The organism is Candidatus Polarisedimenticolia bacterium (genome assembly GCA_036004685.1).
Classification (GTDB): domain Bacteria; phylum Acidobacteriota; class Polarisedimenticolia; order Gp22-AA2; family AA152; genus DASYRE01.
Genome location: DASYRE010000052.1, coordinates 1 through 11,178, shown reverse-complemented (window position 1 = coordinate 11,178; position 11,178 = coordinate 1). Strand labels below are relative to the sequence as shown.

Below are 11,178 nucleotides of genomic sequence, written 5' to 3'. Positions count from 1 at the left end.
CCGAGTTTTTGGGATAGGAAACGTCGCAGAAGCGCTCCGGAGAGAGACATGGGGGTGCCGCGAACCTGTCCGACACTTCGGACCCCTCTCAGGCTCCGAGGCACCCCCTGTGACACGTTTCGGGTAATATTACGGCCAAATGTGGAGGTTGCAAGAGTTTTTCCGGGGCGCCGCTAGGGGAATCCGCCCTCCCGGGCCCCCCTCGAATCGCCCGATAGACGTCCCCGGAGCGCATGACTTTCGAGACGGGCGGGGCGGGGAGAGCTGTCTGGCATATGAATAAGGCCAACGAGATAGGGGTCCAGGGGAGGCGCTCGGGGTGAGCTCGAGTCTGGGAAAGGGGTCGGCGGGGCCGATGAGCGAGGCGCTCGATCTGGAGGGGTACCCTCGAAGGATCGTCTGCCTGACCGAGGAGACGACGGAGATTCTTTACCTCCTGGGGGCGGGCGAGCGCGTCGTGGGCATCTCCGGCTACACGGTGCGGCCCCCCGAGGCCAGGAGCAAGCCGAAGGTCTCCTCATATCTGGACGCCAACTTCGAGAAGATCCTGGGCCTGAAGCCCGACCTCGTTCTGGCGTTCTCGGATCTCCAGGCCGATCTGGCCCGCGAGCTGATCGTCCGCGGAGCTCCGGTGATGACCTTCAACCAGCGGAGCCTGGAGGAGATCTATCAGACGATCCGAATCCTCGGGGGGATGATCGGGCGCGAGCCGGAGGGGCGGGCGCTCGCGGCGCGGCTCGCGGAGGGTGTGGAGAGAGTGCGGGAGAAGGGGGAGAGCCTTCTCCGTCGCCCGCGCGTCTTCTTCGAGGAGTGGCCCGACCCTCTGATCTCGGGAATCCGCTGGGTCAGCGAGCTGGTGGAGGCTGCCGGCGGGGAGGACGTCTTCCCGGAGCTGCGCGAGCGCGGCGACGGGAAGGGGCGAATCGTCGCTCCGGAGGAGGTGATCCGGCGGGCGCCGGAGGTGATCATCGGATCCTGGTGCGGACGGAAGGTGCGCTTCGAAAGAATCCGCTCGCGCCCCGGCTGGGACGCGATTCCCGCCGTCCGCCGGGACAAGATCTTCGAAATAAAGTCGGCGCTGATTCTCCAGCCCGGACCGGCCGCCCTCACCGACGGCCTGGCCAGCCTGCACGCCATCATCGCGGCGGCTTCGGAGGGGTGACCCCTTCGGCGGCGACGTACTCGACGAGCCGCTCGGCCACGATCCGGTGGGCCGTCTCGTTGGGATGCTGATCGGCGGGATGGACCCAGAGATCCGGTCCGGAAAAGCCCCGGAACCAAGGCAGCAGATCGATCGCGTCGATCTGGTTCCTCCCCGCCTCCGCCTCGATCTGGCGCGTCAGATCCCGGAACGGATAGCCGGCGTCCAGATGGTAGAAGACGGGAAAAATCAGCACCGTGACCGGCACGCCGGCCCCCCTTCCCAGGCGTGCGATCTCGGCCAGGGCGCGCTTCGTCCTCCGGTAATCGGCGCCGTCGTCCCGGTAGAGGTCGCGATAGTGCGCGATCGTCGCCGCCGTGCTCCGCTGGTTCCGGTAGGCCAGGTAGGCGAGCCGGGTCAGGCGAAGCCAGCGCCAGGGGGCCGGGATCGGCGCCGTTCCCAGGTTCTCCGGAGCCTCGGCCTCCCGGTCGCGGCGGACGAGCTTGCCGTCCGGGCCGCGCTCGAAAAGGGGAGGCTCCGCGTCGTTCAGGCAATAACCGACGAAGACCCAATCCGGAGTCAGGGAAAGGCCGAAATCGCGCAAGAGCGCCGCCTCCTGCTCCGTGTCGTAGCCGCCGACTCCGAGGTTGATCGCCTCGATGCTCATGCCCCGGTAGGCTTCGGTCTTCTCCAGCAGGGCGCGGAAGCGCTCGGGGTAGGTGTCGGCGTCCTGCACTCCTTCGCCGAACGTGAAGGAATCGCCGAGGAAGAGGAACCGGATCGTCCCCGGAGGCTTGGCGACGGAGAAGTCGGGCCCGCGGAATCCCTTCGGGTTGGTCCGGTGAATCACCGCGTTGCCGGGAGAGAAGTAGCCGCGCGGGTTGCTGTCGTAGACGAAGCGGATTTCGCTCGCTGGGAGGTTCGTGTAGAGGAAGTCCGCGCCGGGGATCGGATCGAACTGCGGAGGGTGCGTGTGGGATCGGTGCTCTTCGGGGAGCCCCAGCAGGTGGAGCGAGGCCTCGGCGAGGACCAGAGCAAGGAGTGTCGAGGCGACGAGGATCAGGGGGCCCGTCCAGCGCGCCGCCGGGCTCGGGGAGGCGCCGGCCTCCCCGGCCCTCGACGGAGGCATCTAGGCCGGTCCCGGCAAGAAGGGGAGCGCGACGAGGCGGCCGGCGCGCCGCCGCCCGCCTGCCTCGACGGAAACTTCGCGGCCCGGCTGGGCGGCCTCGATCGCGACGTGGGCGAGCGCCATCGCCGAGGCGGAGTCGGGGGAGAGGGCGGCGCTGGTGATCGAGCCGATCCGGGCGCCGTCGGAGAAGACCGCCGCGCCCGGTTCGGGGGTCTCCGGCTCCGGCAGCAGGATGCCGCAGAGACGCCGGCGCACCTTGCCGTAATGGTGCAGCCGGGCCACCACCTCCTGTCCCAGATAACAGCCCTTGGTCAGGCTGACGGCGGCGTCGAGGCCCGACTCCCACGGATTGAACTCTTCGGACAGCTCGCTGCCGATGGCGGGAACGCCGGCCGCGACGCGCAGTCTCTCCAGGGCTTCCGCTCCGGCGGTGACCGCCCCGGCGGCGAGGAAAGCCTCGGCGACCGCCGCCGACCCTTCCGCGTCGATCACGAGGTAGCCGCGCCCGGCCAAGGGGAAGCTGCGCGCCACACGGGCCGCCGATCCGGCGATGCGGGCCGGACGGTGGTGCCAGAGGGGAAGATCCTCCCAGTCGCCGCCGGCGGCGCGCCGGAGCAGGGCCGGGGAATCGGGGCCGTACAATCCCAGGCAGAAGCCGCCCGGATCTTCGAGCGTCACGTCCTCGATGAAGATGTAAGAGTCGAGCCAGGCGCGGATCCGCTCCGCGGCGCCGGCGGAGGTCACGAGCAGGAGATCGTCGGCGCCGGCGAGGGCATGGAGGAGATCGAGGATCCTCCCCTTTTCGTTCAGCAGAGCCGTCAGGTTCCCTTCCCCGGGAGCCAGCGACTTGATCTCGTGAGTGGAGAGGCGATGCAGGAGATCCTGGCGGTCCTTCCCCAGCATCCGGATCCGGCCGAGCGAGGAGCGGTCGGCGAGGACGGCGCCGGAGAGGGCTGCGGCCGCCTCCCGCGCGGCATCGCCCAACGGCGTGATCGGTCGCGGCTCGGGGGCCATCGTGCCGCTAGGGGGAGACGAATTCCGGGACGACGCGGCGCGGCAGCGCCCCGGCGCGGTACCCGCGCTCGAGGAACTCGGCGATGGCGCGCCTTCCCGGCGAGCCGGCGTCCCGGGTGAGGTCGTTGACGTACATTCCGACGAAACGATCGGCCAGCTCCCGCTCCAGTCCCCGGCCGAAGTCCATGGCGTAGGTCAAGGCTTCCTCGCGGTGGGCGAGGGAGTAGTCGATCGCCCGTCTCAGAAGGCGGGCCGCCTGGCGGCAGCGCTCCTCGCCGAGGTCCTTGCGGACCACGTTCACCCCGAGAGGTAGCGGCAGGCCGGTCTCGCGCTTCCACCACTCTCCCAAATCAGCGATCTTCCGCAGCCCCAGGCGCTCGTAGGTGATCTGGCCCTCGTGGATCAGCAGCCCGGCGTCGGCGGTGCCATCGGCGACACGCGCCGGGATCTCGTCGAAGGGGACGACGCGGGAGGCGAAGGGGCCGGCGAAGAGACGCAGCGTCAGGAAGGCGGACGTGAGGGTCCCCGGGACCGCCACCGTTTTCGAGGCGAGATCGGCGAGGGCGACGGGATCGCGGCTCACCAGAAGCGGGCCGTAGCCGTCGCCGAAGCTGCCGCCGCAGGAAAGGATCGAGTAGCGATCGGCGAGGTGGGCGTAGGCGTGCACCGACAGCGCGGTGATCTCGATCGCCCCTTCCAGGGCCATCCGGTTCAGCGATTCGATGTCCCGCAGGACCTGGACCAGCTCCACCCCTTCCATGTCGATCCGGCCGCGGGCGAAAGGGTAGAACATGAAAGCGTCGTCGGGATCGGGGCTGTGGCCGAACCCCAGGCGGATCGGCGCGGCGGTGCGGCTCACGAAGCGCTCCCGGGGGCGCGCGCCGCCCATTCCATGACGATGGCCGCGAGATTCGCGGCCACCTCGCCGTTCGACAGAAGCGCGTCGGCGCCCGCCCCTCTGGCTCGCTCCCTCGCCTCGTGATCGAGGTGCGGGCCGTAGGCGAGAAGCGGAAGATCGCGGCTGGCAGGATCCCGCTTGAGCCGGGAAAGCTCCGACCAATCCGCCTCTCCGAGGCCGGCGTAATCGACCAGGATCAACGACGGCCGCGAAGCCGCAACTTCGGAGACGAGCCGCCCGGCGGCGACGAAGCGCACCGGGATCCCGGCGCGCGCCAGCGCCAGATCGATCCGCGACCGGAAGGCGAGGTCGCCGGTGGCGGCGAGCACGGAGAGAGGAGCCCCGGGGGCGCGCGTCAAGGAGCCCCCTCGGCGGCGCCGGCGCCCGCCTTCTCGAGGTGGCGGGCGGCGTGATACGAGGAGCGCACGAGCGGTCCCGCCTCGACGTGACGGAAGCCGAGCGGCAACGCCTCGCGGCGAATCTCCTCGAACTCCGAAGGCGGAACGTAGCGCTCGACCGGCAGGTGCCCCGCGGTGGGCCGCAGGTATTGGCCGATCGTCACCACCTCGACGCGGGCCTCCCGTAAGTCGGCCAGGAGCTGGCGGATCTCGTCGCGGCTTTCCCCGAGGCCGAGCATGAACCCCGATTTCGAAACCGGCGCGCCCGACTCCTTGGCGCGGGAGAGCAGCGCCAGCGAGTGACGATAATCCGACCCGGGACGGACGCTGCGGTAGAGGCGGGGGACCGTTTCGACGTTGTGGGCGAAGACGTCGGGAGAGGCCGCGAGGAGGGTCCGAAGGGCCTCCGGCGCGCCGCGGAAATCGGGAGTGAGGACCTCCACCGCGCATTCCGGCCGCCGGCGCCGGACCGCGCCGATCACCGCGGCGAAATGGGCGGCGCCGCCGTCCGGAAGATCGTCGCGATCCACCGACGTGATCACGGCGTGGGCCAGCTCCAGGCGCGCCACCGCCTCGGCGAGGCGCGCCGGCTCTCCGGGGTCGACGCCGAGCGGCCTTCCGGTCATGACCGCGCAGAAGCCGCAGCGCCGCGTGCAGACGTCCCCGAGGATCATGAAGGTGGCGGTTCGCTCCCCCCAGCACTCGAAGATGTTGGGGCAGCGGGCCTCTTCGCAGACGGTGTGGAGCGCCAGGGTGTCCATGGTGCGGCGCACCGATTTGTAGCCTTCCCCGGTCCGGATCCTGATCTTCAGCCAGGGAGGCTTGGCGCTGCGGCCGCGCGGCGGCGCCTGCTCCCGCCGTCTCGGGGTGAGACGCTCGCGGGTGGGAGAGCGTTTGGCGGGTCCCGCGGGGGCTGCCATCTCAGGTCTCCTCCATGCGGGCGGAGAAGACGCCGCAGAAGGCGCGCGTCACGGCCTCGGCGGCCTCCTCGAGATCCATCTCCCGCCCCAGCAGGCGCGACAGGGAAGTGACCCCGCGGTCTTGGATGCCGCAGGGAACGATGTCGTCGAACGCCGCCAGGTCGGTCGAGACGTTCAGCGCGAAGCCGTGGGAAGTCACCCAGCGGGCGACCCGGATGCCGATGGCCGCGACCTTCTCGCGCCCCACCCAGACGCCCGTCAAGCCCTCCTCCCGGCCGGCCCCGATGCCGAACTCGAGACAGGAGCGGATGAGCACCTCCTCGATCCGGCGAAGCAGGAGATGGAGATCCTGCAGGGGAGGAGGGAGAAGGAGGATCGGGTAGCCGACGAGCTGTCCCGGCCCGTGATAGGTGACGTCCCCGCCGCGCCCCGCCTCGAACACCTGCACCCCCTTCCGGGACAGCTCTTCGCGCGTGCGGAGAAGATGGCCCGGGTCGGCGCCGCGTCCCAGGGTCACGACCGGCGGGTGCTCCAGAAGCAGGAGGGTGTCGAGCCCGCGTCCCGCCTGCCGCTCCCCGACCAGGCTCTCCTGAAGAGCGAGCGCCTCCGGATAGGGAATCCGTCCCAGCCGGCGGACGCGCAGCGGCAGCCGCGCCGCACCGGCCGGCCAACGCTCCTCCGCCACGATCGTCTTCATGCGGCTTGCGCCTCCGTCGGGGTCCTATACGAGCTGCGGATCGAAGCTCTCCAGCGTCTTCTTGATGTGCGCCGTGAACTGATCGGCGACCGCGCCGTCGATGATCCGGTGGTCGAAGCCGATCGAAAGATAGCCCAGCGTGCGGATGGCGATCGAGTCCTCGATCACCTTCAGACGCCGCTCGATGGCGCCCACCCCAAGGATGGCGAGCTGCGGCTGGTTGATGATCGGAGTCCCGAAGAGGCTGCCGAAAACCCCGGGATTGGTGATGGTGAACGTCCCTCCCTGGACTTCCTCGGGGAGGAGCTTCTTGGCGCGGGCCCTCTCCGCCAGATCGGCGGTGGCGCGCGCCAGCCCCGCGAGGTTCTTCTCCTCCGCGTTCCGGATCACCGGAACGATGAGCCCCCAGTCCAGGGCCACGGCGACGCCGAGGTTGATGTCCTTCTTGGTGATCAGGTTGTCACCGTCGACCGTGGCGTTCACGACGGGCCAGGCCTTCAGCGCCTCGACGGTGGCCAGAAGGATGAAGGGAAGGTAGGTGAGCTTCACGCCGTGCTGCTCGAAGAACCGATCCTTCTTCTCGCGGCGGATCCGATCGACGGCGCTGTAATCGACTTCGAAGAACGAGTGGACGTGCGCCGAAGTCCGCTTGCTCGCCACCATATGTTCCGCGATCTTCCGGCGCATGACCGACAGCGGCTCGGCGCGCTCCCGCGCCCCCGCCGCCGCAGCCGGCGCCGAGGCGCTCTTGGCGCCGGCGTGCTCGCCCCCGCGAGCCGTAAGATGCGCCTCGATGTCCTTCTTCGTCACCCGTCCGGCTATTCCGGTCCCGGCGATCGAGGCGACGTCGACGTCGTGCTCCTGCGCCATCCGCCGGACCAGGGGGGAGGATCGCGTCTTCGAGCCCTCCGCGCCGTCGGCCTGCGGGCGGGGCTCAGGCGGCGGGGAGGCGGGGCGGGATTCCTGCTTGGGCGTCGCCGCCGGCGCGGGCTTTTCGGCGGCGGGCGCGGCCGCCTGCTTCGCCGCGCCGCGATCGGCCGGCTTCTCCTCTTTCTCTTCCTGCTGCTTTTCCTGCTTCGCTTCCGGCGGCTTGGCGGAGGCGGCGCCCGCCTCGGTCTCCACCTTTCCCAGGACCGTCTTGATCTCCACCGTCTTCCCCTCCTCCACGGTGATCTCGGAGAGCACGCCGGCGGCGGGGGAGGGTATCTCGGCGTCCACCTTGTCGGTCGAGATCTCCAGGATCGGCTCGTCGCGCTTGACCGAATCGCCGATCTTCTTCAGCCAGCGGACGACGGTCCCTTCCTGGATGCTCTCCCCCATCTGGGGCATGATGACGTCGACTTTCATGTCGGTCCTCCGAAACATGAGTGCCTGGAAGGCTCCCGGAGCCGGTCCCGGGGAGCTAGTACGCCGCCAGCCCCCGCGCCGCCTCCAGGACCTTGGCGGCGTTCGGCAGGAAAGAATCCTCCTGCGGCGCGCTGTACGGGATCGGCGCGTCGGGCGAGGTGACGCGCAACACCGGAGCGTCGAGCGATTCGAAGGCCTTTTCATTAATCAAGGCCGCGATCTCTCCCGCGATCCCGCCGGTCTTGGTGTCCTCGTGGACCACGAGGACCTTCCCCGTCTTCCGGGCGGTCGCCTCGATCGCCGGCTCGTCGAGCGGCAGGAGCGTGCGGAGGTCGAGCACCTCGGCGTCGACCCCCTCCCGCGCCAGGGCCTCGGCGGCGTCGAGACAGTGGAGCACCATGGCGCCGTAGGCGATCATCGAGAGATCCTTCCCCTCGCGGACTAGCGCCGCCTTGCCGATAGGGACGACGTAATCGTCTTCCGGCAGAGCCTCTTTGATCCGCGGAAGGCGGTAGAGCAGCTTGTGCTCCAGGTAGATCACCGGATCCTCGTCCCGGATCGCCGCCTTGATGAGCCCTTTCGCGTCGCGCGGGGTCGACGGGACCACCACCTTCAGCCCCGGAGTGTGCACGAAGTGCATCTCAGGGCTCTGGGAGTGGAACGGACCGCCCCGAACGCCGGCGCCCGCCGGGCCGCGGATGACGATCGGAACGGCCGCGCCGCAGCGCCAGCGACTCTTGGCGGCGAAGTTGGTGATCTGGTTGAAGGCGCAGGCGATGAAATCGATGAACTGCATCTCCGCCACCGGCCGCATGCCCATCATCGAGGCGCCGATCGCCGCCCCGACGATCGCCGATTCGGCGATCGGAGTGTCGATGACGCGCCGCGCGCCGAAGCGCTCGAGGAAGCCGCGCGTGAGCTTGAAAGCGCCGCCGTACGCGGCGATGTCCTCGCCGAGGCAGAAGACCCTGTCGTCCCGCTCCATCTCCTCCCAGAGGCCCTGGCGGATCGCCTCGAGGTAGGTCGCGGTCTCGGCCATCGGCCTGTTTCTCCTTGTCTTCCCGCCGGTCTCAGCGATTGAGGGAGCGCCCGAGGACGTCGAGGGCGGCTTCGCCCACGGCCTCGGAAAGGGTCGGGTGGGCGTGGACGATCGCGAGGATTTCCTCGTTCACCGCCTCCAGCCGGAGCAGGGCCGCCCCTTCGGCGATCAGCTCCGTCGCGCGGGGACCGATGATGTGGACGCCCAGAACCTCCCCGTATTTCGCGTCGGTCACCAGCTTCACGAACCCCTCGTTCTCGCCCAGGATGAGCGCCCGGCCGAGCGCCGTGAAGGGGAATTTCCCGGTCTTCACGTCGAAGCCGCGCTCCCTGGCCTGCGTCTCGGTCAGCCCCACGCGCGCCACCTCGGGCTCGCAATACGTGCACCAGGGGACGTGATCGTAGTTGATGGGATGAGGCTTCTGTCCCGCCATCGCCTCCACCGCGGCGACCGCCTCGTGGGAAGCGACGTGCGCGAGCGGGGCCTTCCCCACGAGGTCTCCGACGGCCCAGATTCCGGGCTCAGCGGTCCGGTACTCCGTGTCGGTCCGGACGAATCCCTTCTCCACGATGACCCGCGTCTTCCCCAATCCGAGAGGCTCGCTCTTCGGCCGGCGGCCGACGCCGAGGAGAAGAAGCTCCGCGGAGAGCGATCGGCTCTTTCCCGCATCGTTCCCGGCGGTCAGCGAAATCTCCACGCCGCGCGGCGTCGTCGCGGCTTTCTCGACCCTGGCGTGGGTGACGATCTCGATGCCGCGCTTCCGGAAGCAGCGCTCCAGCTCCTTCGAGACCTCCTCGTCCTCGCCGGGAACGATGCGGGGAAGCAGCTCGACGAGCGTGACCTTCGAGCCGAACGACGCGTAGATCGAGGCGAACTCGACGCCCACGGCGCCCGCCCCGAGGATCAGCAGCGTCTTCGGGACGGCCGTCAGCTCGAGAATCTGATCGGAGGTCAGGATCCGCTTGCCGTCGGGCTCGATCCCCGGCAGCCCCTTGGCCTCCGAGCCGGTCGCCAGAAGGACGTTCTTCGCCTCCAGGATCTGGCTCTTGCCCGACCGGGACAGGACGGCGACGCGGCCCGGGCCTTCGATGCGGCCGGTCCCTTCAAAGACCTGGATGCCGTTCTTTTTCATCAGGAACGCGACCCCTTTGGCGAGGCGCTCGACGACGCCCGCCTTCCGTTTCTGGACGGCGGGGAAATCGACCTGCACGTCCCCGACCCGCAGGCCGAAATCGCCCGCCTGCCGGATGGAATGATGCAGCGCCGCGCTCTGGAGAAGGGCCTTGGTGGGGATGCAGCCGCGCAGCAGGCAGGTCCCGCCGAGATTCGGATCCAGCTCGACGATCGCCGTCTTCATCCCGAGCTGGGCGGCCCGGATGGCGCCCGTGTAGCCGCCCGGCCCCGCCCCGATGACGACGACGTCGAACTTCATTCCGCCTTCCGACGCTGGTGCCACGTTTTTCAGCCTCCGTCGCGCGATGAGGACTCCTGCCGTGGAGCGGCGCGCGGGGAGGCGCGCCGTGCCTTAAACCGCCGAACGCTTCGAGGAATTCCGGTATCTGCGTGCTCGAGTCACCGGGCCTCAGGGTTCGGGCAATCTAACACCCCTCGTCCCGACTTTTCAAACCGTCTCGGCGGCTCGACCTGCCAATCCTAATCACCTTGGAAGTTGGGCTTGCGCTTCTCCAGGAAGGCGGCGATCCCCTCTTTCTTGTCCTTCGTCTCGAACAGGATGGTCTGCGAAAGGATTTCGAAGGAGAGCCCCGACCCCAGCGGGACCTCGGAGGAGAGGTTCAGCGCCGCCTTGGCGAGCCGCAGCGCGAGCGGAGCCCGCGAGGCGATTTTCGCCGCCAGAATCCGCGTCGCCCGCGCCAGCTCGTCGCGGGGAACCACCTGGTTCACGAGTCCCATCGACAGCGCCTGCTCGGCATCGATCGGATCGCCGGTCAGGATCAGCGCTTTCGCGCGGCCGAGCCCCACCAGACGCGGCAGGCGCTGTGTCCCTCCGGCGCCGGGAAGGATCCCGAGGCTCACCTCGGGGAACCCCAGCTTCGAGCCGGCGACGGCGATCCGAAAATCGCAGGCGAGCGCCAGCTCCATCCCGCCGCCCAGGGCGTGGCCGTTGAGCGAGGCGATGGTGGGCTTGGGGAAGGAGTCGACGCGGGCGAAGAGGCGGTTGAGGCAGGCTTCGAGAGCCTGCCTCGATCGGCGGTACTGGAGGTCACGCAGATCGGCGCCGGAGACGAAGACTTTCTCGCCTCCGCCCGTGAAGACGACGACCGACACGTCCGGGTTTTCTTCGGCCTCGGCGAGCGCCTGCTCGATCTCACGGGCGGTCGGCTCGTCCAGGGCGTTGCGCACGGCGGGGCGGTCGATGGTGAGGGTGGCGATCCGCTCTTGAACGTCGAATCCGATGTTGATGAAGGCCAAAGGAATCTCCGGGGCCCGCGGCGGGCCGCTAGTGTTGCGTTTCGGAAATCATGTTAACACCGAGGTCGCCGAGGCGCCCGGATCGCAAGGCGCGCCAGAGCGTCGCGTACCCAAGGCGGTACGCAAGCGAGGCGCAACGCGGCGAGCCGGGATGGATCGGGGGCC

11 protein-coding genes are annotated in these 11,178 nt (G+C 69.3%); 1 reads left to right on the top strand and 10 read right to left on the bottom strand.

The features are described 5' to 3' along the window. Positions 1-355: 355 nt before the first annotated feature. Positions 356-1,162: a cobalamin-binding protein gene (locus VGR67_14445; GenBank protein HEV8337610.1), complete on the top strand. Its 807-nt coding sequence runs from the start codon at positions 356-358 to the stop codon at positions 1,160-1,162. Here VGR67_14445 and VGR67_14440 read toward each other — a convergent pair. From VGR67_14440 to VGR67_14395, 10 genes are all read right to left on the bottom strand, one after another. Next, a complete protein-coding gene (locus VGR67_14440; protein HEV8337609.1) occupies positions 1,137-2,270 on the bottom strand; it encodes an SGNH/GDSL hydrolase family protein in 1,134 nt (377 codons plus the stop codon). The genes VGR67_14445 and VGR67_14440 overlap by 26 nt on opposite strands. Beyond that, on the bottom strand, positions 2,271-3,254 hold the full coding sequence (locus VGR67_14435; GenBank protein HEV8337608.1) for a glycine cleavage T C-terminal barrel domain-containing protein: 984 nt from the start codon (positions 3,252-3,254) through the stop codon (positions 2,271-2,273). Between the two features lie 37 nt (positions 3,255-3,291). Next, positions 3,292-4,143, bottom strand: a complete 852-nt coding sequence (locus tag VGR67_14430) for an MqnA/MqnD/SBP family protein (GenBank protein ID HEV8337607.1) — start codon at positions 4,141-4,143, stop codon at positions 3,292-3,294. Next, positions 4,140-4,541, bottom strand: a complete 402-nt coding sequence (locus VGR67_14425; protein HEV8337606.1) for a hypothetical protein — start codon at positions 4,539-4,541, stop codon at positions 4,140-4,142. Before VGR67_14425 ends, VGR67_14430 begins: the two co-directional genes overlap by 4 nt. Further along, complete coding sequence (lipA, locus tag VGR67_14420) at positions 4,538-5,500, bottom strand: lipoyl synthase (protein HEV8337605.1); 963 nt, start codon at positions 5,498-5,500, stop codon at positions 4,538-4,540. The genes VGR67_14425 and lipA overlap by 4 nt, the downstream gene beginning before the upstream one ends. A gap of 1 nt (position 5,501) precedes the next feature. Continuing rightward, positions 5,502-6,197: a lipoyl(octanoyl) transferase LipB gene (lipB, locus tag VGR67_14415; protein ID HEV8337604.1), complete on the bottom strand. Its 696-nt coding sequence runs from the start codon at positions 6,195-6,197 to the stop codon at positions 5,502-5,504. 24 nt (positions 6,198-6,221) lie between these two features. Continuing rightward, a complete protein-coding gene (locus VGR67_14410) occupies positions 6,222-7,544 on the bottom strand; it encodes a dihydrolipoamide acetyltransferase family protein (protein ID HEV8337603.1) in 1,323 nt (440 codons plus the stop codon). Between the two features lie 55 nt (positions 7,545-7,599). Then, positions 7,600-8,583 carry an alpha-ketoacid dehydrogenase subunit beta gene (locus tag VGR67_14405; GenBank protein HEV8337602.1) on the bottom strand — a complete coding sequence of 328 codons (984 nt, stop codon included), beginning with the start codon at positions 8,581-8,583 and terminating at the stop codon, positions 7,600-7,602. 31 nt (positions 8,584-8,614) lie between these two features. Next, positions 8,615-10,015, bottom strand: coding sequence for a dihydrolipoyl dehydrogenase (lpdA, locus tag VGR67_14400; protein HEV8337601.1), 1,401 nt, complete (start codon positions 10,013-10,015; stop codon positions 8,615-8,617). 221 nt (positions 10,016-10,236) lie between these two features. Continuing rightward, positions 10,237-11,013, bottom strand: a complete 777-nt coding sequence (locus VGR67_14395; protein ID HEV8337600.1) for an enoyl-CoA hydratase-related protein — start codon at positions 11,011-11,013, stop codon at positions 10,237-10,239. Between the last annotated feature and the right edge of the window lie 165 nt (positions 11,014-11,178).

What these genes read in the sequence shown, in the direction of transcription:
- VGR67_14445 (HEV8337610.1), top strand. Translation starts at nt 356, where the DNA reads ATGAGCGAGGCGCTCGATCTGGAGGGGTACCCTCGAAGGATCGTCTGC.
- lpdA (HEV8337601.1), bottom strand. Translation starts at nt 10,015, where the DNA reads ATGAAGTTCGACGTCGTCGTCATCGGGGCGGGGCCGGGCGGCTACACG.
- lipB (HEV8337604.1), bottom strand. Translation starts at nt 6,197, where the DNA reads ATGAAGACGATCGTGGCGGAGGAGCGTTGGCCGGCCGGTGCGGCGCGG.
- VGR67_14410 (HEV8337603.1), bottom strand. Translation starts at nt 7,544, where the DNA reads ATGAAAGTCGACGTCATCATGCCCCAGATGGGGGAGAGCATCCAGGAA.
- lipA (HEV8337605.1), bottom strand. Translation starts at nt 5,500, where the DNA reads ATGGCAGCCCCCGCGGGACCCGCCAAACGCTCTCCCACCCGCGAGCGT.
- VGR67_14405 (HEV8337602.1), bottom strand. Translation starts at nt 8,583, where the DNA reads ATGGCCGAGACCGCGACCTACCTCGAGGCGATCCGCCAGGGCCTCTGG.
- VGR67_14440 (HEV8337609.1), bottom strand. Translation starts at nt 2,270, where the DNA reads ATGCCTCCGTCGAGGGCCGGGGAGGCCGGCGCCTCCCCGAGCCCGGCG.